A 21,610-nucleotide genomic window follows, 5' to 3' on the forward strand; every position below is an offset into this window, starting at 1 on the left:
GAGTTGATGTAAAGCAAGTTCACTAACTCTACATATACACTATATAATATTTAAAAAACATAAAAAAGGGCATGTTTTTGACATTTCATAACTGAATACGCAATCCATCTATGCCGAAAATTAACACTGAAAGTGCGTGTACTGCTTCTTTTAAATCTCTTCTTACCGTCCGTTCATTAACCTCATGCAACTCTGCTATATCAGCATATGTCTTTTTGTCATCGTAAATATAAAAGTGCATCAATGTATCATACTTACGAATCCCTTCTTTCCCTTGTTGTTTGCAGTCATTTTTATAGAACTCTAGCATTTTATCAATAAAGTTCATCATATTCATTGTTCGCACACTGCTACGGGTAAGTGATTCAATAGATAAATATTCGCCGCCAATTTCAACAAATGGATCTTCTTCTGTTTCGACTTTATTCAATTCTTTTAACTCTTCACAACGAACTTTGAATTGATGATAATTCCTTAACAGTAGTCGAGTATTGAATAGCCGTCTATCTGCTTTTTTAGTTTGTTCTTCTTGTTGACGTTCAATAAATTTAGTAATGGTCATTTCAACTGTTTGCTCTAACTCTGTACTATTCATTGTTCACACCCCTTTTCTTTTCGTTGGAACAACATTGATACTACGTTTTCCTGTTGACTAGTTGTTAGTTTATTAAATATTAAACTAATATCCTTAGTAACATCTAAGAACGTTCTATATTCACCCTGATTGTTAGTAAGACAAATTCCTAACTCTTTAAAAAGTTCTTGCACATTTTCATACTCTAGTCGTTCCTTTTCATTCATTGGTTTCACCTCCGATACTGCTTTAAATACTCAAACTGTGCAGTACCTACTCTTTCGCTTCTTGTGAAAGCTGTTCAATGTTCTCTTTCAAGTAATCCGATACTTTTATATAACCTTCTGTATTTGCATTTTCATTAAATCCTCTAAACTTGACTCTTGCAGGGTATGCTCTTATGATTTCTCCACTTTCTTTTTCAACTTCTACACAAATCGCCCAACCAAACACATGCAATGTAGCGTTAATAAACCATAGCAATCCTGTTTTCCTAAAATCTTTCCAACTTTTTTCTTCAATCATTACCTAACCTCTTTCCTCAAAATGTGCAGTAACTTAAAATTTATAAAATTTAGTTTAAACCTTGTATCAAATTCCTTTTTAAATAAAACATCAATAAATGAACGATTAAATTTAGTCGATCGTTAGCCTATTGCCCTTTATCCCATATTTCATACGAATAAAATACTACAAATGGAGGTGAAAAAAATGGATAACTGTAGTAACTGTAATAAACGTTCCTGCCAATGCGGAAGTCAAATAGGGCCGTTCACAGCTGTCGATCTCTGTGGAATTACTGGCGCTATTCCTGTAACACCAACAGCATGTAGTGGTCTTTGCGAATATGGTTATATATATAATCTAAGTCCTGAAACTGTAGCTCTTGAGGCTGATGTTATTTTTGATTCAACAGGTATAGTTACACCTGGAATTACGCACATTCCAGGAACCTCTCAAATTGTTGTTACCACACCAGGAATCTACGAAGTTACTTTCAGCGTATCAGGTGTTGAACCTAACCAATTTACACTATTTTTAAATGGTGTACCGATCCCAGAATCAGTCTACGGTTCCGGAGCTGGTACTCAACAAAATACTGGTCAGGTAATAATTGCTATCCCAGCAGGCGGTATTCTTACACTTAGAAATCATACCTCCGCTGCAGCAGTAATCCTTCAAACATTGGCTGGAGGCACACAAACAAACGTAAATGCTTCTATTATCCTTAAAATGTTAAGTCCTATTGTTTAAAGATAAATACTCGGTAAAGATAGTTAGGAGTAAGTATCCTTTGACGGAGGATTTGCTCCTTTTTTCTTTTCAGATTTATTCATTCATATCAGGTAATTGATAACCCATGTTCTCACTTCCTTACTGCACAATATGTTTCTAAAGTACATTAATGAAATCTTAAAATGGTCTATTAACCATTTTCGATTTTTATAAGATTAAATCATTAGTTAATAGACAAATCGCCAATCCACTTTCTTTTTCTAATCATAAATTAATAAAGTAAGGTTAACGTTACCTTAATAAAATTGAAAAGGAGGTATTGAGAATGAGCGATATTAGAACTAAATCTGGTTGTGATTCTTGTGGCAGGAAGGAAAGAAAATCCATGAATCACTGTAAAGGTTGTGTTTGTAATCAATTAAGAACCTTACAAACTTCGACTGTAGTTGATCTTTTCATATTTGGTCGGAATATAGAAGACGTTATTTTTATTTCCTTTGACCCAAACAATTGCTGTGCATTCTTCAACGATCCAACAACAGAACCAGGTTCAACAATTATCGTCGATTGTCAAGATATTCAGGCTATTCGGATACCTGGTTAAGTTATAATAGGTCACTTTCTTTACGGAAGTGGCCTTTTATTATATTTACTGCACAAAATCCTCATTAAACTTACAATGGTCTATTAACCATTTTCTTTTTTTGTATAACTAAATTATTTCTTAATAGACAAATCGCCAAGCGAACTTTTTTTCTAATCATAAATTAATAAAGTAAGGTTAACGTTACCTTAATAAAATTGAAAAGGAGGTATTGCTATTGGGCGATATAATAAATATTAAAATTATGGATTCTGATTGTGATTCTTATGATAAAAAGAAAAAACACCCCATGAATCACTGCGAAGGTTGTGTTTGTAATCAATTAAGAACCTTACAAACTTCAACTGTCGTTGACCTTTTCTTACGTGGTGGTCAGGATATAGAAGACGTTATTTTTATTTCCTTTGACCCAAACAATTGCTGTGCATTCTTCAACGATCCAACAACAGAACCAGGTTCAACAATTATTGTCGATTGTCAAGAAATTCAGGCTATTCGGATACCTGGTTAAGTTATGATAGGTCACTTTCTTTATGGAAGTGGCCTTTTATTATATTTACTGCACACTTTATTTCAATAAAGCACGACTTTCAATTTCCCTTCTTTTGCCTTTCGTTGTTGTGCAGCTAAAAATTTCAATACCGCTTCTTGTTCTGTTTTAGTTGGCTCAATTAATCTCAATTCAGCAAAGTACTTTGTTGCACTTTTATAGCAACGCAGCACTTGATAAACTCCCCACTGTCCATTTACGTTATCAACGACACGTAGCTGCTGTTCTTCAGGTGCTAACGCTATCTTTATCCCTAACACCTTCTCAACTTGACGTACCTGCTCATATTGCTCTTTTGATACAACAATTTTCATGCAAATAATTCTCCTTTATACATAGAATCTAAAAAATTAATTGTTTAACGTATAAATGGTAATTCTTCATCAGGAGTTAAATTTACGTTCAATCCTTCTATTCTTTTTTCAGCATCTTTGATACAGCCATAGTAAAGGCCGCTTCCTGAAAACCAATTATCTTTTGCTATTGTTTTGTTGCAGTCCTCATGCAAGTGAAAGTTCTTACGCTGATCGTCTTCTTTTGCAGCAACAGCCACTGCATTTTTACCTTTTTCTATGATTTCCGTACAACCAAAGCACAAATGCTCTTTTCGCGTTTTAACTATTCGCTTTGTTCTAATATCTATCATTAGTGATCCCCCCTTTGATTCACTTTTTCCTCATTCTTTCTATCTGCTTTCGATTACGTTTCGGCACATTCGTTGGAAGACCATATTTCTTTCGCACTTCTTCTTGTGTCATTCCATGTTGTAATCGGCAGTGCGCTGTAGTGATGATAATACCTACATGGTTGCACCCTTCAACAGGACACTTGATAAAACCACCATGTTTAGCACTCCAATACTGATTCGCCATCATAATTCACCTCTTCACATAGTTTTCAATGTAATAACTTCCCATTTATAAATTCATAGCAACGCTCGATTTTCTTAAAGACCTCTTCAAACTCAGTTTCTTTCTCTACGACATAGAATTTTTCAGTTCTGCTAATTTGCAATTCCCCTACAATTAATGTGCGCTCAATCTCTAAAGCTTCTAACTGTTGAAAAATCCAATCATTTCTTTGGATGTTAGTATCACAATCAAATATATTTAATTGATTAATCGACATTACTCAACACGCCCCTTACACCTTATTGCTGTACTAACTTTTTTGACCGCTCTAAATTAAGTGCTGCTAAATAATCAACAGGAATGCCGTTTCTTGATTTCGCACGTTCACAATTCTCTCTAAAGAAATCGTGTGAAATTGATTTAGAACCTCGTCCAGCATTTTGGTTTTCATACGCCCCTTCTAACTGCTCGAAACGTAAAACATAAATTTCTGGCTCACTTTTGCCTTCCAACCAAAACGCAACTAATAAGAATGCAACTGCTCCATGCTTATTCCATGATTTCAACAACTGATATTGGTGTGGCGAGATATTTTTCAATGGGAATCGTTTAACTTTGGTTTCTTTCGCGTCAAAAATGATTGAATAACCCTCGTAAATTCCGCTATAGTCAACCCATGTCGGCGTATCAAGATGACCTGTCACTTTATTTCCTTCGTTTTTTAAAATTTTTACTGGCGTAGGTACTTTTCTAATATCCGCTAACCAAGCATTTCGATATTGGTTATTTGTCATTTCTACTAACATTTCTAACTTTGCGCCCCTGTTTGCATGGCTTCTGCTATAAGTCAAAGCTTTCAATCCTTTCTATGAATGCGGCTCAATCAATGAGTCGCTTATTGTTATCTGATTTTTTTAATACTCATGATGACGTAATCATCTGGAATGCCAGATTGTCCCCCATCTTGTAAGTAAATTACTCTTGCCTCTACTGATCTGCCGGTATACAATATTTCTTCATCGTCAAATTCGTTTATTTTCAATTTATCTCCAACCCGAAAGTTCCTGTTGTTGAAACCATATACAAATGTTTTCAATCCTTTTATTACCGCTTCAAACTCTTCTGGATAGCTTTCTAATTCATGCGTCATCGGTTTTTCTTTTTGTTCTGACTCAATGACTTCCTGGCGCTTCTCTATAGCAACGGATGGTGTTAGTGCGTTACCTTCCTTGTATTCTCTGACAACTTCCTGTTGCTGTTCTTTCGGCAATCTCGATGTTTCATAAGCAGTTGTAATATTGATGTTTTCCTTGTCAAACTCCTCTTTTAACTCGGGAATCAACTTTTTATTTATGCTTTCCATACGGGCAACTTGTGTAGGTGATACCTTCATAAGCTGCGCGACTATTTCTCGTCTTCGCCCTGATATTGGATAACCACTTTTCTTTAGATCAGTTAGTAACTCCTGTAGTCTTGCTGCTTGATATGTTTTTTCAGCATCAGTTAATTCCCTAGCTGTCGAATTTGCTAGTATTAGTTGCAATTCAGCTTGAATGTCGTCTACTGATTTCATGATTTTGCATGGTACCTTTTTAAATTGTTCATTTCCTTCCACATACAGCTCTTGCATGGCTTTCAATCGTCTATGTCCACTTATAACCTCAAAACCGTTTTCTTGTTCACGAACTAATAAGTTTTGTTGAAGCCCCATTAATTCAATACTGGATTTTAGCTCTTCTACATCTTCAACAGTGTATTTATTCTTTTCCGATGGTCGTAACCGATCAATCGGAATGTGTTCTATTTTGAAAGCAAGCCCTTCCTTTTCTACCGCTTCTTTAGATTTATCATTCATTAGCTGATTTAGATTGAATTTCATGTGTCCGTACCCCCTTTTTTGTGTCCGAAACTAACACATTTGTAGGTATTCTTCGACCAATTTTTCATAGTCTTGTCCAGCAGTTGACTTCTTGTAATCCAATAGCGGTTTGCCGACGAATGTCGTTTCATCTACTTTCACTGTTTTTCTTACAACAGTGTGGAAAAGTGGATAACTTGTGGATGAAAACAAATATTCGCATCCTTGTACATTTACACCATTTTTTTGGAATATCGTAATAAAGCATCCTTTGAATGTGATCTTTTCGTTAAATTCTTTTACATCTTCAATTTGCTCCACCAGTAGCTCTAAACCATCAAATGCAAACTTATCTACCTTAATTGGTACTAAAACATCATCAGAAGCCACAAGGGCATTAATAACCGTCATGTTAATGTCTGGCGCATTGTCGATAATGCAATAATCGTATTCATTAGTTAGCTGCGATAAGGCTTTCCGTAGTCGTGTTTGCTGTGGACGCGAAACATCTAGTAAAATTTCTTTATTAGCACGTAACAAATTCATATTTGCTGGAATAATGTCCAACCCTTCGTATGCTGTAGGTTTAATAACGCTCTCTATGCTGCAATCTCTATCTGTCAGCAAATCTGCTAAACTTTTATCCTCATAGTTATACAAATTAAAAAATTTAGATGTATTCCCCTGTTTATCGTTATCAATAAGCAGCACCCTTTTTCCATGCGCTTTTACTAATGTGTAGGCAATATTGATAGCAGATATGGTTTTAGCCACTCCACCTTTTAAGTTGATTATGCTTATTACTCTCATATATCTAGTCTCCTTTTTGTTTGCACTGGATTATCAATTCGTATCATCTCCACATATATATAGACACCTGAAGCAAAAGGACTATATTTCACTTTGATTTCATTAAATTGATAACCTGGATACATTTTTTCAAATATTTCATGTGCAGTATTTTGCTCTAGTGCAATACGTTCCGCACGTTTTCTTGTTACTTTGCTGTTTGCTATTGTGATAATTGGTTGTTTCAAATTGCGAGAAGGTGTATAACGCTTTGTGCTGTCTTTGCGCTGTTGCTTCATCATGTATTGAGCAATCCCTTTTAATCCACTTTCATTCGGTTTCAACTGCCGCGAGTTCGCAAAACCCTTAGCCCATAATTCCTCCCCTACTTTACGATCATTAAAGTTCATAATGATATGACTGTGTACCCTTACTTTTTTTCCCTCAGCATCGCTGAACTCGATTACATAAATATATTTAAGTTCTCCTAGCCCTGATTTTTTCATGTAGCGCTTTAAACGGCGTATATAATTCGTTACATCATTTTTAGCTTGTTCGTAACTTTTTGGTAAATTGGCATTGTCATACGTTAAGTGCATAGCAATATCTTTTCTGGTGAAATTTGCATTAACCAGTCTTACAAAGTGCTTTACAGCATTTTTCATATTCAAATTCTTTTGCGCCATTCTACTTCTGCCGTCTTGCTTCTTTTTTCCGCGCTCCCACTTACCCATATCAGAACGAATAGGATAGATTTCACATTCAAGTATATTTCCGCTCTTAATTGTCTTTCTTCGACATTTAGATATTTGTTTATCACGTAGGTTTTCTATGCGATCTTCAACTGCATCTTCATCTACTGTGAATATTTCTTCATAATCTTCTATGTCGATTTTTTCATTAAGCGCATTAAACGGAGCATCCTTCATATGCCCATCCTCCAGTCAATCCTTTATAGCCCCTAGTATGTTTGTTTGAGTCACTCCACTTTTTCTCTTTGTGGTCGTAAACTTAATACTCCATACAAGGCCGTTAATTGACTATTCACCAAGAAAGCTGTTATTCTAGCTATGAGCTGTTTGGCAATAGTCAAACGAGCCGTGTTAACTGTCCAGAGTTGATACGGCTTTTTTATTGTCTAAAATCAAAGCCTTTGCGATATTTTGCAAAGGCTTGTCTTATGGAGCTGGGATAGTACGTGGTCGTCCTGTTTCACGATGAACAATCAACCAACTATCCGTTAACTTTTTACTTATAAGCCAGTTAAAAGGATTTAAACGGAAACTAGCTATATATTCTTTTTCCTGCCTTGTTAAATTGCGTGGTCTTTTCAATGGAATGTACCCCCTTATTGATTTTTAATGACTTGTCCATCATTCGGATAAGCCTTGCTAGACACTTTATCAGCTTCTTGTTATAATCGGATTAATCTAAATCTGACGTTTTAGACCGTGCTGTTTAATCGCTCCTACGATTAAGCAGTTTTTTTATTTCCTTAAATTGGATTTGCATTAAGTTTCACTACTTTCACTGATTTACCTTGATTGCATAATCGATTAGCAGTCTCAAATAATTTGTTACGACGTTGTGCTTTAATCTGATTTTCTAGGTGCTCGATTTTAGAAACACTTTCTTGTAATACTGCTATACGTTCCCTCACTGAGTCATAATCACCATCACGTAAATGCCAATTAATAGCCGTTATAACGTCCTCACAACATGCTATTTCTTTTGATAGTTCCAATTCTGATTTATTCATGCCTTCCATTCCTCCTCCAATTACAGACTTATTTGAAAAATTCACAAACACTAGATTTTTCAGACCCACTTTGTAAGCTTGCTGTAGTTGTTCAAGCATTCTTATTCACCCTTTCCCACGATATCCTACCTTTCTGTTAAACTATTGGTAGAAAGGCAGGTGATTATTATGCAATTTGACGCAGCGACTATAACTGAACAAAATGTAACCTTTACAGTTATTGCTGTACAAAGACAGGCTGTAGTTACAGATTCAACAATTAAAAGTACTATGCAATCTTTCTCCAATTATTTCCCTGGTATGCCGATTGTATTGATGCATCAGGACGTCCGTAATATTCCTACATATTACGGACGAAGAGATATCGTAAACTTTTTAGCAAATTACGATGTCAGTCAGTTTCCATGGGAGAGATTCACTATTTAATCGTAGTGGTAACTTCTCCAATAAACTGTAGAGGTCTAACAACTCCAGTAGTAGCATTCACAAGTTCAGCTAGAGCAATAATCTCTTCTGGACTTGTATGCTCATCAAACGATCCCACTTCTTTAACAACAAAGTCTTCCAATGCTTCAACCATTTCATTTGTTTTACTCGATACTCTTACCTCACTCTCATTTCGTTTAACGTTGCTACCGTCATATAAGCTATAAGTTACGACTATACCTGCGTTGGCTAGGTATCACAGCGCTTTAGTTTTTGTTATGTATGAAGATGACTTCACATCAAGCAGTTTGTAAATTCCTGTCATAGAGGATACGGCCAACCAACCTTTTACAAACTGCTTGACGTGAGCGAGTTTTGTATTCGCAAACGTCTGTTTTCGCTTGTGAATCATAGTGGTTTTCTTCACCCGAAAATCAAATATCGATGTTAGTTCGGTATCACAGCTCCTTGTTTTTTTCTTTCTTCCTCAAATAATGCAGAAACACTAACATCGAATAATTTTGCCAAAGCAATAGCTTCATTTAGTTCAAATTTAGAAATCATTCGTTCTTTTTTGCTGTATGTTTGCCTTGTCATATTCAAGGTAGCCGCTACTTCTTCTTGAGAAATATCAGCCTTCTTTCTATAAGCAATCAATTTGTAATGCATTTTTATCACTCCCACATTTTAAAAAGGTAATCGATCTCTAAATCTGGAAAGAATGTATTTCTAATTGAAATAGCTTCTTTTATTGTTAATTCAGACTTTCCATTTAATCTTTCTGAGACGGTCGGAATCCGATCTCCAAATAAAAAAGCTAAATCTTTTCGTTTTAGTCCTTTTTTCCTCATTTCTAAATCTAGGTTAGGAAACAAGTCCGTCCACTCCTTTTCACAATATTGTATTTTTGTTAATTTACAACTACTTAATTACGAAATTTCGTAGTTTATAAGAAACATAATATACGAAATTTCGCACTTATTCAACAATATATTTCCAACAAATTTTGATATATCGTAAATATATTGTTTATAGTAAATGGAATATGTTATTATATCTTTGTAAGTTACGATATATCGTAATTAACTAATAGAAAAAGGAGGTGAACGTGATGAAAAACAGTGAAAAGTTACTAACGTTAATTAGTAGACAAGGATGGAAGGTTGCCACTCTAGCAGAGAAAGCGGATATAAAATATACGACATTAAAATCGTTAATCGATAGGGATTTGAGGAATATCACAGTTGCACAAGCTTTATCAATATCACAAGCACTTGATGTAAAAGTATCCGATTTTATTCAAGAGGCAGCTCCTATGACTGATGAAAATTCATATCTTAATCCTTCCAATGGATTTAAGATAAAAGAAGCTAAGAGTGTTTATGAGACTACCTCTAACAAACGGAGTCTTTCAATACTAAATTATTATGGTCAAATATCTGCAGGTGAACTAACATCCATTAATAGTGTTGAAAAAGAAGACGTTATTGAATTGCCGAAATCGATGTTAGGTAAATATGCTGATCGCCCTGGTGCATTCATGATGAGAGTAAACGGCGATAGTATGGATAAAATTATTCCAAACAATAGTTATGTTGTTTGTATCCCGGTGGAAGAACATGAATTACATGATAATGACATCGTTATCTATTCTTATAATAATGAATCATCAATGAAACGTTTTAGTGTGCGTGGTGATTATGTAGTCTTTAGCCCTGAATCTAATAACCCAAGATATTTTGATTTCGCCATTTCTAAAGACACCGAGAGTGAAGTTGAAATTTTAGCAAAAGTAATTTTATACGCGGTCACTTTGGGGTAGCTAGATGCTACTCTCTTTTTTAAATAGGAGGGATATTATGCCTGTATATAAAGGGGAAAAACGAGGAACATATTGGGTTAAAATGCAAATTGAATTACCTGATGGTACAAAGAAGCAGCATAAGAAAACAGGATTCACAAGTAAAGGGGAAGCCCAAGAGTACGAAGCAAAGATGAAAGCTGGTGTACTTGAAAATGTATCTAAATTGACTTTCGAAGCGGTTGCCATCAAGTATCTAAATTGGTATGAGACTAGAAGAAAACCAGCTTCTTTTGCAAAAGTAGAACCGATAGCAAGAAAATATCTAATCCCTTATTTCGGCAAGAAAAAAATAGAACGCATTAGTACAGCCGATATTATAGAATGGCAAGATTACATGATGAAAACTAAATTTGAACAACGTTGGGGAACCAAAAAAACATTAGCAAATGACACATTATTATCTATTCACACTAGGCTATCGGCCATTTTCAATTTCGGTATGAAACATCACAATTTAAAAACGAATCCTGCAGCTGTTGTTGGTAATTTCGAATTAAAACCAGTTAAAAGGCTTAATTTTTGGGAAGTACATGAATTTGAGGATTTTTATAACGCCATCGACAACATAAAATACAAAATCGCATTCCTATTACTGTTTTATGGCGGTATACGAAAAGGTGAGTTATTGGGGTTACAATGGAAAAACGTTGATGATAAGAAAAGAGAAATTTTTATCGAAGTTAGTGCAGGTAAATTTGGTGTAGATGACACAAAAACTGAAGCTTCGGAGCGTGTTGTTTCAATACCTGAAAGTTTAGTAAAGTTAATGATGGACTACAAAGAAAGTTTACCAAAGGCTTTTAAGGAAGATGATTGTTTTATATTAGGTGAAACAGGAACTAGACCTTTATCGCCAACACAACTTGATCGTATGTATGATAAATATCTAAAAAAATCGAACGTCCGTAGAATTCACATTCATGAATTTAGACATTCGCACGCTTCATATTTGATTAATAAAAAATGCACTATAACTGTCGTTGCTGCTCGATTAGGTCATAAAGATGTTGCCGAAACATTAAATACTTATGCTCACCTTTACCCTAATTCACAAGATGAAGCTATAAAAATAATAGAGCAAGACATCAAAATATGATGCCTGCTCTATTGATTTAGTACAATTTGTACTTTTCGTGTACTCGAATATCTTAAAACCTTGATATATCAACGTTTCTCGAGTGAATATGGAGACGGCGGGAGTCGAACCCGCGTCCAGAAACTCCAATACTTCAGCTTCTACGCGTGTAGTTTGCCTATTTACGATTCACGTAGCATTATGCCGACAAACAGGCGTCCTGTACGCTAACCTGGAAATCTCTTGTCGGTAACTCAGGTGGCACCATCGACCGTATCCCACTAAAGTTGGGCCCTACGTTCTCTACATGGGCGATAGAGAGGCAGAGCGCTTAAGAGCTTACGCTGCGAAAGCTAAGTTTTGTTGTTTGCCAGTTATTATATAACTTCCGTTGATGACGGAGCCGAGACCTCCGACGCGCGACCAAAGCTTGAACCATCCCTGTCGAATCCGTAACGTCCCCTTGAATATGAATCAAAGCACGTAGCTTCGTTCAAGCAAAGGAGCTAGAATTTCTTCTAGTACGGTGGGAGCTAAAAGTACGCTTCCATGTAATCTGGCATTCAGTAATACTTATTATAAAGCAAATCTATCTATAGTTCAAGTGTCCCGCATAGTAGAAATAATTGGCTAGACCACAATGATTTTCTTATTTCATCATCTTAAATTTTAAGTCTCTTAATCGTAAAATGAGCTTTCCTAATTTAGATTCTGTAAGATAGCCGTAATAGACTTCTACCTCTTGTCCGCCAAAGCCGAGCTTGAATTCGTTAATTTCGTCCTTGTTCGTTACTGCGCCGAAATCATAGTGTGCGTATCCTTTGCTGCGGAACATCATGATATTTTCCCATAGTAAATAGCGGTTGGCGAAGCGGATTTGTTGCTTTAGATCTGGTCTATCCTTGATCCAGACCGCCGTACCTGTATATAAATTAAAAACGATATCTTCGTCGGCAATGTACAGTCGATAGCATAGTGCTTCACCTTTGTCGTTTTGAAGCTTTGTATAGACGAGTGCGCCTTTTTCGCGCAGTAACTTTAACGTGTGTAGATGAAATTTTCGAACGCGAGCAGTGTTTTTTATTTTGGCGAAGGCGTTGTAAAATTGCTGGAATTCTCCTAGCTCTTGATCGGATGGATTTTCTTTTATGATGACTTCGTAAGGCTCTTTTTTTGCGCGTCGAAGCATATAGCGATTCATTTTGGAGAGATTCGCTAATAGGATTTCTTCATCTTGCTGTAGCATGATTTGCATTGTCTTTTGGGTTTGGAGTGATTGTGCTGGTCGCTTTGTTTGGTGGTAGCAAACTAGCTTTTTTCTTTCGCTGACATTGTTACGTTCCTCGGCAAAATAAATGTGCTCTATGTTCATAAACATAAATTTTCGTCCTATTGTAAGAATGCGGATTCCCTCCTATTATATGCGGTAGTTCTTTATTATATTTTTTACTCAATATCTTTTAGAACCTCTCTTAGAATTCTATCTGTCCAAATACAAAAAGCTCACTATGTAAATATAGTGAGCTCTCTAACAATCTATGACTATTGATTTTTAGATTTGAAGGCGCGTTCCATATCGCGTTTCGCTTCTTTTTTGCGCATGTCATTACGTTTGTCGTAATCTTTTTTACCTTTGCCGACCCCGATTAATAGTTTGGCATAGCCGTCTTTAATGTACATTTTTAACGGAACAATTGTGTAGCCGTCACGTTTTACAGCACCGACTAGCTCGCCGATTTGCTTTTTGTGTAGCAGCAATTTGCGGGCGCGCAGTGGGTCATGGTTAAAGCGGTTGCCTTGTTCGAATGAGCTGACATGCATATTGTTGATCCATGCTTCTCCGCTACGGATTTGTACATAGGATTCTTTTAGTTGGACCCTTCCTGCACGGATGGATTTAATTTCTGTGCCTGTTAACACCATGCCCGCTTCGATTGTTTCTTCAATGAAGTAGTCGTGCCCGGCTTTTTTGTTTTGTGCTAATACTTTACCAGTACCTTTTGCCATAATATTCACCTCTACTTAAAGGTTGGAGCAGGGTTAATCTGCTCTTATTGATAAAGTGAAAGCACCCGCTTCAAATTGCATTAAAGCACTAATGGTGCCTTCACCTATACTTTTACTTTATTTACGTTTTGTTTTTTTCTTTTTGTTTTTCTTGGCGACGCCCTCGTAGAACTTTTGCTTTTGCTTCACGCCTTTTTTAGGGCCTGGGCTTGAGTTTGAGCCATCTTTGCGGCGTCCTCGTGGATCACGGTCGTTTTCACGTCGCTCTCCTTGTCCGCCTCGGCCTTCTTCGTTACGACCACTGCGGCTACCACGTCCGCCTCTTTCTTCTTCGTTGCGACCACCGCGGCTGCCACGTCCGCCTCTTTCTTCTTCGTTGCGACCACTGCGGCTGCCACGTCCGCCTCTTTCTTCTTCGCGACCACCTCTGCGGCTATTACGACCACCTTTGTTGTCGCTATAGTTTTTACGTGCGTGAATGACAGTAGGTGCTGCTTTTCGTGTTCGTCCAAACGACGTTACCATTCCGACGATTTCAAAGTCAACAGATGACTCCTCAATAATAACATTTGCTACACGGACTGTAACTTCATCACCAATACGGAATTGACGATTTGTACGCTCACCGATCATAATCATTTGACGGTCGTCAAAACGATAGTAGTCATCTGTCATATTGCTAATATGGACAAGTCCTTCAATCGTGTTAGGAAGCTCCACGAAAATCCCGAAGTTTGTAATCGACGAAACGATTCCTTCAAACTCTTCACCAATTTTATCGGACATGTATTGTGCTTTTTTCAGTGCGTCTGTATCACGTTCTGCATCAACAGCACGGCGCTCACGTTCTGACGTATGGTCCGCAATTTCATCCATCGCCATACTCCACTGTGCCACTGTTTCTTTTGATGTATCTTTATTAATTAAATACGTTCGAATTAAACGATGGACAATTAAGTCCGGATAACGTCGAATCGGTGACGTAAAGTGTGTATAAAAATCAGTTGATAAACCAAAGTGGCCTAAACTTTCAGGATAATATTTTGCCTGTTGCATCGAGCGTAGTAGCATCGTTGAAATAACAGGCTCCTCTGGCATACCTTCGATAGCTTTTAATACATCTTGTAAAGCTTTCGGATGAATTGTGTTTCCTGTACCTTTGATTAAAATACCGAAGTTCGTAACAAATTCAAAGAAGCGTTGTAGCTTTTCTGGCTTTGGATCTTCGTGAATACGGTAAAGGAACGGTATATTCATCCAATGGAAATGCTCCGCTACCGTTTCATTAGCTGCTAGCATGAAATCTTCAATTAATTTCTCTGCGACAGTACGTTCACGTAATTCAATATCTACTGGCCAGCCATCTTCGTCCACGATCACTTTTGATTCTTTAAAGTCAAAATCAATGGCACCACGCGTTTGACGTTTATTACGTAAAATGTTAGACAGCTCTGCCATATGTTTAAACATTGGCACTAGTGCCTCATAGCGGGCAATTAGCTCTGCGTCTTGCTCCTCTAAAATTTTATAAACGTCCTTATACGTCATACGCTCAGTTGTTTTAATGACACTTTGGAATATTTCATGTGATACTACATTACCATTTCCATCAATAATCATTTCACAAGATAGTACTAGACGGTCAACTTGTGGATTTAATGAACAGATTCCATTCGATAATCGGTGTGGAATCATTGGGATAACGCGGTCTGTTAAATATACACTTGTCGCACGATCATAAGCTTCAACATCTATTACAGAGCCTTGTGTTACATAATAACTAACATCTGCAATATGTACGCCAAGTTTATAAGTACCGTCTACATTTTTCGTTACAGTTACAGCATCATCCAAGTCCTTCGCATCCGCTCCATCGATTGTCACAATCGTTTCGTGGCGTAAATCACGGCGACCTTCTAAATCTGCCTCTGTAATTTCATCTGGCACGCGTTGCGCAGCAGCAACTACTTCTTCTGGGAATTCAGGTGGAATGTCGTGCTTATATAAAATAGATAGAATATCCACACCTGGGTCATTTTTGTGGCCTAAAATTTTCGTAATATAGCCTGTTGCTGATTTTAAATCCTCTGGCCAAGTAGCTACCTCAACGACAACCTTGTGTCCGTCGACAGCCCCTAATGTATCGCCTTTAGCAATGAAAATGTCCATCGGTAGTTTTTTATCATCTAACACAACAAAGCCGAAGCCTCGATTTGCTTGGAACGTTCCAACAAAGCTCGTTTGCCCACGTTCCACTACCTTTGTTATAGTTCCTTCACGGCGATCACCGAATGATTCCTTTAACACACGGATTAACACCGTATCGCCATTAATCGCACCATTTATTTCATGTGGTGGAATGAAAACATCGTCCATTCCCTCAATATCAGGTGCCACAAAGCCGAAGCCTTTCGCATGTCCGATAAATTTACCTCGAAGTAAATTCATACGCTCTGGCAGGCCATAACGATTGGAGCGAGAACGTACAACTAAGCCTTGCCCCTCCATACGTACTAACGTTTTCACTAATTCCTTAAATTCGTCAGCATCCTCAAAGCCAAATAAATCCTCAATTTCGCCAACTGTTAATGGCTTATATTCTTCTCCACCGAAAAAATCGAGTAAACGACTTTGTAGTGTATCTTTTTGGTCTTTCATAATTTCCCTCCTTCATGAGAAAATCCTTATATGTTTTATTGTGCCCAATTTAAGCTTTCTAAAAAGCAATAAATATCTTCATGTAACTGATCTTTTTCTTGATCTAACGTAATAACATGTTTTGAGTTTTCATACCACTTGATCTGTTTTTCAAGTGACTCAGTTTGATTATATATAATGTTGGCAGATTCTGTCTCAATTACCTCATCATTTGTCGCTTGCACGACAAAAATTGGTGCATAAATCATGTCAATTTCCTGACGTGTCTGAGCAATAAACTCTCGCAACTCTTGTAAAGATGGCATGCCCTTTTCAGCAATTAACGCAACCTCAGCTTCGATTTGCGCCTCATCTTTACCTTGGAACTTTTTGTAGTCCCTCGCATATTTCAGGACACCTTCAAACATGACATCCGTTGTACGCATCGTCATCGGAGCACACATAGTCACTAACCCTTTCACTGGGTTATTCAGCGCAACGTTCAAAGCCATGACACCACCCAATGACAAGCCAGCAACCGCAATTTCCTGATAGCCCGCTTCCTGTAACTGTTTGTACGCGGCTACGACATCCTGCCACCAATCAGCAGGACCTGTTGTAATAAGTTCCTCAGGTTCCACACCGTGACCTTTATAATGAGGTGCTAATGTAGTATACCCTTTTTTCTCTAAAAATCTACCAAGCATGCGCACATCCGCCGAGCTTCCCGTAAACCCATGCAATAATAAAACTGCTCGAGGTCCTGCTTGAAAGAAAAAAGGCTGTGATAACGATTTTTTCATGTCGAGCTCTCCTTCATCCAAATACATACTTATTCTTATTATAGCCATACTGAAGCTTCCTCAAAAGTTTTGGGGTCTGTTTCTTCAAGTTGCTATATGGGAATCCTCGGCAAACGTGCGGAGGATTTCGTGATTCCCGCGGATTTGCTTTGCTTCCGCGGGTATTGCTTTACTTCGCGGGTATTCGCCCTGCTTCCGTGGGTATTTGCTTTGCTTTCGAGGGTATTCGCCCTACTCCGCGCGAGTATTCACTTTACAGTCCTAACAATGTATCGACGTTCAAAAAATTTGAACTATAAAAGAAAACGCCCAACCAGTAAGGTTAGGCGAAATATCTTCAACTATTAGATTTTTGTAATAGCAATTGCTAGAACAAAGAATAATATTGCTAACACAATTGTTGTACGGTGAAGGATTAGATCCATACCGCGTGCTTTTTGCTTTCCGAATAGTTGTTCAGCTCCACCCGAGATGGCACCTGACAAGCCTGCACTTTTACTAGATTGAAGTAATACTACAACGATCAACGCTATTGAAACGATAACTAATGAAACTAATACTACTGTATGCATACACTGCACCTCCCGAACTTCGAACATCACAACATATCACATTATAACAAAAAAAGGTTCTCTTGACAAACTGAGATTAATAATTGCCATTTTCCGCCCTATATCGTCTAGTTTTACCGAAATATAGCACACCACACTCTCACCATCTTACCCTATAATAGTTAAAATAGAAGTCATCTCTAAAATCTAGGAATATATCCATTATTTAAGGTAGTTAATGTGAAACTGGGCAACTCCTTGGAGGTCAGCAGTATAAAAGCATCACGTCCTGTGATATTGCCCTTGTGACCAACCTCGTGTCGCTGCCGCTACGTTAACACTACACTTTTTCACAGAAAACATTTGTTACCCCAAGCGGTTCATCCGACGCCCCCAGCCGGAACGGAAATCAATCCACGTTTTAGTCATGACCCAAAATATAATTATAATGGGAGGAATTATGAAAAAGAGTATATTGCTGATTTTTTTACTTATTCTATTAAGCACGCTTAGCGCTTGTTCAGCTGCTATCAAGGTCGCCGAAGTACTATTACAAGATGAACTTGAATCAGAAGAAGAAGAAAGCTCTATGGACCCAAAGGAGCTTGCTAATAAAGCCCCATCAGCCGAGTATTCTGCTGAAGACCTTTTTTCAACAACATTATTCAAGGAAGATCCTGCTATGCTGCAGTTTTCAAAAAAAATTGAAAAACATATTTCATCGTTCGACCCAAACTTTACAGTTATGTATAAAGGAAAATTAGATTGGAATACATTTGAAGAACAAATTAATGATCTTTATAACATACTTAATTTTGTTAATCCTTATACAACAGGCTATATCCAAGATTACAACTGGGAAGCTTGGGAAGTAGATAATGGTTACGAGGTTGAGGTTGAGTTTGACTTTACATATATAACAGATGCCAAGAAGGAAAAGAAAGTTGATGCTTATGTTCAGGACTTTGCTAAGAAGTTTATTACAGATGACATGGATGATTTTCATCGCGCTAAAGCCGTTAATGACTTTGTCGTACAACTAGCCACTTATACTGAAAAAGGGGATTCACAAGGGCAAGCGGTTTATGAATTAATTAGTAAAGAAACTGGTGTTTGCCAAGCTTATACACTATTAGCCTATCGTTTATTTTTAGCTGCAGGTCTTGATGCTAAATATGTATATGGTTATAGCGATAATCAGCTTCACGCATGGAATTTAGTCAGTGTTAATGGTGATTGGTATCATATTGATACAACTTGGAATGATATCACTCCTAGTGAACCTTATGCTATTTCCTACGCATATTTTTTAGTGAATGACGAGAAACTAAGTGAAGACCATATATGGGCAAATGAAAACTATTTTGCTGCTACAAGCAACACGTACGATTTCATGCATGATATGTGGTACACAGATACTATTGGAAATGTTATTTATTATAATAGCTTGGACGATGACATGGTATACGCCTATGACTTAGCAACAAAGCAAAATAGGCAAGTTACAGAAACAGCCTGCTACTACTTGGCGGCTTTTGAAGATGCTATTTATTGCAGTGATTATGATAATGCCGGCTTTTTAACGAAAATATTTATAAACGATGGTTCAGAAGAAGTGTTATTAGAGGAAGAGGTTTTAAACTTGTTCGTTGATGATAAAGGGGTATTATTTTACGAAACCATTGACGGTGAAAAACATTCACAAACTTTATAGCAAATTCTAGAATCTGCAAGCTTCCATCAATGGATAGTAAGCAGATTCTATTTTCCCCTTTAGTGCTCATCATTATATATTTAACAATCCCCCCACAATTCATAACAATAATTTCATCCTAGCTTTACAAACTTCCTTTACACTTACTTGTGAATTGACCAAAAGGAGGAAAATCATGAAAGTCTCAAAAAAATGGAGTTCATTATTTTTAGCAAGCGCTATTGCTTTATCGTCGATTAGTATCGCTCAGCCGCAAGTACAAGCAGCCGAAGTGAAGAAACCAACAAATGTGATTATGCTCGTGATGGATGGTAGTAGTAATAATGCCGTTACCCTTTCTCGTTGGTACAAAGGGCAAAGCTTGGCTATGGATGAAATTTTATCAGGGGCAGTACGTACATACTCTGCCGATTCAGCTATTACTGACTCAGCCCCTGCCGCTACTGCGTTAGCAACTGGTCATAAATCAAATGATAAATTTGTAGGTGTGCTACCAGCCGTTATTAATTCGCCAGGGCTAGAGCCAATTGCTAAAGAAGATGCTTATAGACCTGTAGCTAATGTGTTAGAAGGCGCTAAGCAACAAGGCAAGGCAACTGGATTGATTTCTACTTCAGAAATTCAGCATGCTACACCAGCTGGCTTTTCTGCACATGTGAAAAATAGAAGCCAATACGATGACATTGCTGAGCAGCAAGTTTATCAAAACATAGATGTCGTGTTAGGCGGTGGCTTAGAGTCTCTGGCACCGGGCACTACTAAAAATGCTCGTAAAGATGGCGAGCATTTAATGGATGTCTTAAAAGAAAAAAATTATGACATTGTTAAGACTCGTGATGAGCTTTTCAAAAGTAAATCGTCAAAAATTTGGGGAAGTTTTGCTCCAAGTGATCTTGCCTACGATTTAGATCGTGCTACAACAAGAGCATCTGAGCCTACACTCGCTGAGATGACAAATAAAGCAATTAATACGCTTAAAAAGGATGAAGATGGTTTCTTCTTATTTGTAGAAGGCAGTAAGGTGGACTGGGCGGCACACGCAAATGACACGATCGGCATCATTAGCGATATTTTATCGTTTGATGCTGCAGTCAAAGAAGCCGTTGATTTTGCAAAAAAAGATGGCAATACAATGGTCATTGCTGTTACAGACCACGGCAATAGTGGGATTACAATGGGTAATGTTAACACGACAAGCACTTATTCCTACACACCTGTATCTGCTTATATCGATCCTCTGAAGAAGGCTAAAATGACAATCGAAGGTGCATTGAGCCAATTAAAAGAAGACAAATCAAATATTGTAGAAGTCGCTGCACTTTATGGCTTAGATAATCTATCAGAGAATGAGCTTGCAACTTTAAAATCGACTAAAGATTTAGGCAAAGAAATGGTGAAAATGCTTGCGAATCTCGCCAATATTGGTTATACAACTGGTGGGCACACGGGCGAGGATGTATTCTTATACTCATTCGGACCATCTAAAATTACAGGCCTTGTCGAAAATACGGATTTAGCACATACGATGGCAAAATTCATGGGCTTCGATTTAAATAAGCTTTCAGATGATTTATATATACCTGCAACAAAAGCGTTCACAGAAAAAGGCTACACTTCTAAAATTGACTTAAGTGATAAAGAAAACCCTAAGTTTATTGCACAAAAAAAGAATGTAACCATCACAATCCCAGTTAATAAGAACACAGTACTATACGAACAAGACAAAACCGCAAAAACACATACGTTTGACACAATCAATGTCTACAACGGCACAGACTTTTACGTTTCCAAAAAAGTATTAAAGCTTCTCAAATAAAGTGAAACTTTAATCAGTGGTGGGTTCTTATCCACCACTGATTATTAGTCTTCACCAATCGGGCTTTTACGGGCAGTTTCTATATATATATTTTGAGGTGAAACCCTTTGTATCTTACTTCGTTTTGATACAGATAAATTACTGCCCGTTAAAGCGGGATAAAGTGAAACTTAATCAGTGATGGGCTCTTTATCCATCGCTGATTTTTAGTCTTCACCAATCGGGCTTTTACGGGCAGTTTCTCTCTATATTTTGAGGTGAAACCCTTTGTATCTTACTTCGTTTTGATACAGATAAATTACTACCCGTTAAAGCGGGATAAAGTGAAACTTAATCAGTGACGGGCTCTTTATCCATCGCTGATTTTTAGTCTTCACCAATCGGGCTTTTACGGGCAGTTTCTCTCTCTATTTTGAGGCGAAACCCTTTGTATCTTGCTTCGTTTTGATACAGAAAAAATTACTGCCCGTTAAAGCGGGATAAAGTGAAACTNCAT

The 21,610-nt window shown here is 37.3% G+C and carries 29 protein-coding genes and 1 other RNA gene; 8 read left to right on the forward strand and 22 right to left on the reverse strand.

Annotation, left to right across the window (positions count from 1 at the left end):
• Nucleotides 1-85: 85 nt before the first annotated feature.
• Genes AC3WSK_RS12150 through AC3WSK_RS12160 form a run of 3 tightly spaced genes read right to left on the reverse strand, consistent with a single transcriptional unit; the run spans nucleotide 86 to nucleotide 1,099 of the window.
• Nucleotides 86-595 (reverse strand): hypothetical protein, encoded by a 510-nt coding sequence (locus AC3WSK_RS12150; protein ID WP_492412503.1) that lies wholly within the window; start codon nucleotides 593-595, stop codon nucleotides 86-88.
• Nucleotides 592-801, reverse strand: a complete 210-nt coding sequence (locus AC3WSK_RS12155) for a hypothetical protein (RefSeq protein ID WP_492412505.1) — start codon at nucleotides 799-801, stop codon at nucleotides 592-594. The genes AC3WSK_RS12150 and AC3WSK_RS12155 overlap by 4 nt, the downstream gene beginning before the upstream one ends.
• A gap of 46 nt (nucleotides 802-847) precedes the next feature.
• Nucleotides 848-1,099: a hypothetical protein gene (locus tag AC3WSK_RS12160; RefSeq protein WP_492412507.1), complete on the reverse strand. Its 252-nt coding sequence runs from the start codon at nucleotides 1,097-1,099 to the stop codon at nucleotides 848-850.
• Between the two features lie 186 nt (nucleotides 1,100-1,285).
• Between AC3WSK_RS12160 and AC3WSK_RS12165 the strand changes: the two genes are divergently transcribed.
• The 3 genes from AC3WSK_RS12165 to AC3WSK_RS12175 all read left to right on the forward strand — a co-directional run bounded on the left by AC3WSK_RS12165 (nucleotide 1,286) and on the right by AC3WSK_RS12175 (nucleotide 2,925).
• On the forward strand, nucleotides 1,286-1,828 hold the full coding sequence (locus tag AC3WSK_RS12165; protein WP_492412509.1) for a collagen-like protein: 543 nt from the start codon (nucleotides 1,286-1,288) through the stop codon (nucleotides 1,826-1,828).
• Nucleotides 1,829-2,135: 307 nt separating this feature from the next.
• The gene (locus tag AC3WSK_RS12170) at nucleotides 2,136-2,414 is read left to right on the forward strand and encodes a hydrolase (protein WP_492412511.1); all 279 of its coding nucleotides are present in this window, start codon (nucleotides 2,136-2,138) and stop codon (nucleotides 2,412-2,414) included.
• A 217-nt stretch (nucleotides 2,415-2,631) separates the two neighbouring features.
• On the forward strand, nucleotides 2,632-2,925 hold the full coding sequence (locus AC3WSK_RS12175; protein WP_492412513.1) for a hydrolase: 294 nt from the start codon (nucleotides 2,632-2,634) through the stop codon (nucleotides 2,923-2,925).
• A 62-nt stretch (nucleotides 2,926-2,987) separates the two neighbouring features.
• Here AC3WSK_RS12175 and AC3WSK_RS12180 read toward each other — a convergent pair whose 3' ends face one another.
• From AC3WSK_RS12180 to AC3WSK_RS12225, 10 genes are all read right to left on the reverse strand, one after another.
• The gene (locus tag AC3WSK_RS12180; RefSeq protein WP_492412515.1) at nucleotides 2,988-3,278 is read right to left on the reverse strand and encodes a hypothetical protein; all 291 of its coding nucleotides are present in this window, start codon (nucleotides 3,276-3,278) and stop codon (nucleotides 2,988-2,990) included.
• 44 nt (nucleotides 3,279-3,322) lie between these two features.
• On the reverse strand, nucleotides 3,323-3,610 hold the full coding sequence (locus tag AC3WSK_RS12185; protein WP_492412517.1) for a hypothetical protein: 288 nt from the start codon (nucleotides 3,608-3,610) through the stop codon (nucleotides 3,323-3,325).
• Nucleotides 3,611-3,629: 19 nt separating this feature from the next.
• Entirely contained in the window at nucleotides 3,630-3,839 is a 210-nt protein-coding gene (locus AC3WSK_RS12190; protein ID WP_492412519.1) for a hypothetical protein, read from the reverse strand.
• Between the two features lie 22 nt (nucleotides 3,840-3,861).
• Nucleotides 3,862-4,092, reverse strand: coding sequence for a hypothetical protein (locus AC3WSK_RS12195; protein WP_492412521.1), 231 nt, complete (start codon nucleotides 4,090-4,092; stop codon nucleotides 3,862-3,864).
• A gap of 22 nt (nucleotides 4,093-4,114) precedes the next feature.
• Nucleotides 4,115-4,675: a Holliday junction resolvase RecU gene (locus tag AC3WSK_RS12200; RefSeq protein ID WP_492412523.1), complete on the reverse strand. Its 561-nt coding sequence runs from the start codon at nucleotides 4,673-4,675 to the stop codon at nucleotides 4,115-4,117.
• Nucleotides 4,676-4,716: 41 nt separating this feature from the next.
• Nucleotides 4,717-5,694, reverse strand: coding sequence for a ParB/RepB/Spo0J family partition protein (locus tag AC3WSK_RS12205; protein WP_492412525.1), 978 nt, complete (start codon nucleotides 5,692-5,694; stop codon nucleotides 4,717-4,719).
• Nucleotides 5,695-5,724: 30 nt separating this feature from the next.
• Nucleotides 5,725-6,483 (reverse strand): ParA family protein, encoded by a 759-nt coding sequence (locus AC3WSK_RS12210; RefSeq protein ID WP_492412527.1) that lies wholly within the window; start codon nucleotides 6,481-6,483, stop codon nucleotides 5,725-5,727.
• Complete coding sequence (locus AC3WSK_RS12215; protein ID WP_492412529.1) at nucleotides 6,480-7,391, reverse strand: rolling circle replication-associated protein; 912 nt, start codon at nucleotides 7,389-7,391, stop codon at nucleotides 6,480-6,482. Before AC3WSK_RS12215 ends, AC3WSK_RS12210 begins: the two co-directional genes overlap by 4 nt.
• Before the next feature lie 249 nt (nucleotides 7,392-7,640).
• The gene (locus AC3WSK_RS12220) at nucleotides 7,641-7,796 is read right to left on the reverse strand and encodes a DUF6906 family protein (RefSeq protein WP_241774608.1); all 156 of its coding nucleotides are present in this window, start codon (nucleotides 7,794-7,796) and stop codon (nucleotides 7,641-7,643) included.
• 161 nt (nucleotides 7,797-7,957) lie between these two features.
• Complete coding sequence (locus AC3WSK_RS12225) at nucleotides 7,958-8,320, reverse strand: hypothetical protein (protein ID WP_492412531.1); 363 nt, start codon at nucleotides 8,318-8,320, stop codon at nucleotides 7,958-7,960.
• 69 nt (nucleotides 8,321-8,389) lie between these two features.
• On the opposite strand from AC3WSK_RS12225, the gene AC3WSK_RS12230 reads away from it, so the two are divergent.
• A complete protein-coding gene (locus AC3WSK_RS12230; RefSeq protein ID WP_492412532.1) occupies nucleotides 8,390-8,647 on the forward strand; it encodes a hypothetical protein in 258 nt (85 codons plus the stop codon).
• On the opposite strand, the gene AC3WSK_RS12235 is transcribed toward AC3WSK_RS12230, so the two are convergent.
• The 3 genes from AC3WSK_RS12235 to AC3WSK_RS12245 form a co-directional block, all read right to left on the reverse strand.
• A complete protein-coding gene (locus AC3WSK_RS12235; RefSeq protein WP_492412533.1) occupies nucleotides 8,640-8,801 on the reverse strand; it encodes a hypothetical protein in 162 nt (53 codons plus the stop codon). The genes AC3WSK_RS12230 and AC3WSK_RS12235 overlap by 8 nt on opposite strands.
• Before the next feature lie 293 nt (nucleotides 8,802-9,094).
• Nucleotides 9,095-9,316 (reverse strand): helix-turn-helix transcriptional regulator, encoded by a 222-nt coding sequence (locus tag AC3WSK_RS12240; protein ID WP_492412535.1) that lies wholly within the window; start codon nucleotides 9,314-9,316, stop codon nucleotides 9,095-9,097.
• 5 nt (nucleotides 9,317-9,321) lie between these two features.
• Nucleotides 9,322-9,522 (reverse strand): XRE family transcriptional regulator, encoded by a 201-nt coding sequence (locus AC3WSK_RS12245; RefSeq protein ID WP_402869498.1) that lies wholly within the window; start codon nucleotides 9,520-9,522, stop codon nucleotides 9,322-9,324.
• A gap of 236 nt (nucleotides 9,523-9,758) precedes the next feature.
• Between AC3WSK_RS12245 and AC3WSK_RS12250 the strand changes: the two genes are divergently transcribed.
• Nucleotides 9,759-10,469, forward strand: a complete 711-nt coding sequence (locus tag AC3WSK_RS12250) for a LexA family protein (RefSeq protein WP_492412567.1) — start codon at nucleotides 9,759-9,761, stop codon at nucleotides 10,467-10,469.
• A 37-nt stretch (nucleotides 10,470-10,506) separates the two neighbouring features.
• The gene (locus AC3WSK_RS12255) at nucleotides 10,507-11,607 is read left to right on the forward strand and encodes a site-specific integrase (RefSeq protein WP_492412537.1); all 1,101 of its coding nucleotides are present in this window, start codon (nucleotides 10,507-10,509) and stop codon (nucleotides 11,605-11,607) included.
• Nucleotides 11,608-11,693: 86 nt separating this feature from the next.
• Here the strand turns inward: AC3WSK_RS12255 and ssrA are convergent.
• From ssrA to secG, 6 genes are all read right to left on the reverse strand, one after another.
• Nucleotides 11,694-12,049, reverse strand: a transfer-messenger RNA (tmRNA) gene (gene ssrA / locus AC3WSK_RS12260).
• Nucleotides 12,050-12,235: 186 nt separating this feature from the next.
• Entirely contained in the window at nucleotides 12,236-12,964 is a 729-nt protein-coding gene (locus AC3WSK_RS12265) for a GNAT family N-acetyltransferase (RefSeq protein ID WP_492412539.1), read from the reverse strand.
• 164 nt (nucleotides 12,965-13,128) lie between these two features.
• Nucleotides 13,129-13,593 carry an SsrA-binding protein SmpB gene (gene smpB / locus AC3WSK_RS12270; protein ID WP_079561397.1) on the reverse strand — a complete coding sequence of 155 codons (465 nt, stop codon included), beginning with the start codon at nucleotides 13,591-13,593 and terminating at the stop codon, nucleotides 13,129-13,131.
• A gap of 117 nt (nucleotides 13,594-13,710) precedes the next feature.
• Nucleotides 13,711-16,251 (reverse strand): ribonuclease R, encoded by a 2,541-nt coding sequence (rnr, locus tag AC3WSK_RS12275; protein ID WP_492412542.1) that lies wholly within the window; start codon nucleotides 16,249-16,251, stop codon nucleotides 13,711-13,713.
• A gap of 35 nt (nucleotides 16,252-16,286) precedes the next feature.
• Nucleotides 16,287-17,033, reverse strand: coding sequence for an alpha/beta hydrolase (locus AC3WSK_RS12280; RefSeq protein WP_492412544.1), 747 nt, complete (start codon nucleotides 17,031-17,033; stop codon nucleotides 16,287-16,289).
• A gap of 344 nt (nucleotides 17,034-17,377) precedes the next feature.
• Nucleotides 17,378-17,605 carry a preprotein translocase subunit SecG gene (secG, locus tag AC3WSK_RS12285; RefSeq protein WP_079561395.1) on the reverse strand — a complete coding sequence of 76 codons (228 nt, stop codon included), beginning with the start codon at nucleotides 17,603-17,605 and terminating at the stop codon, nucleotides 17,378-17,380.
• A gap of 439 nt (nucleotides 17,606-18,044) precedes the next feature.
• Here secG and AC3WSK_RS12290 point away from each other — a divergent pair, with 439 nt between their 5' ends.
• Together AC3WSK_RS12290 and AC3WSK_RS12295 are read left to right on the forward strand one after the other, a co-directional pair.
• On the forward strand, nucleotides 18,045-19,298 hold the full coding sequence (locus tag AC3WSK_RS12290) for a transglutaminase domain-containing protein (protein WP_492412546.1): 1,254 nt from the start codon (nucleotides 18,045-18,047) through the stop codon (nucleotides 19,296-19,298).
• A 175-nt stretch (nucleotides 19,299-19,473) separates the two neighbouring features.
• Nucleotides 19,474-21,114, forward strand: coding sequence for an alkaline phosphatase (locus AC3WSK_RS12295; RefSeq protein WP_492412548.1), 1,641 nt, complete (start codon nucleotides 19,474-19,476; stop codon nucleotides 21,112-21,114).
• The last annotated feature ends 496 nt before the right edge of the window (nucleotides 21,115-21,610 follow it).

The organism is Lysinibacillus sp. EB271-A1-10B (genome assembly GCF_058791335.1).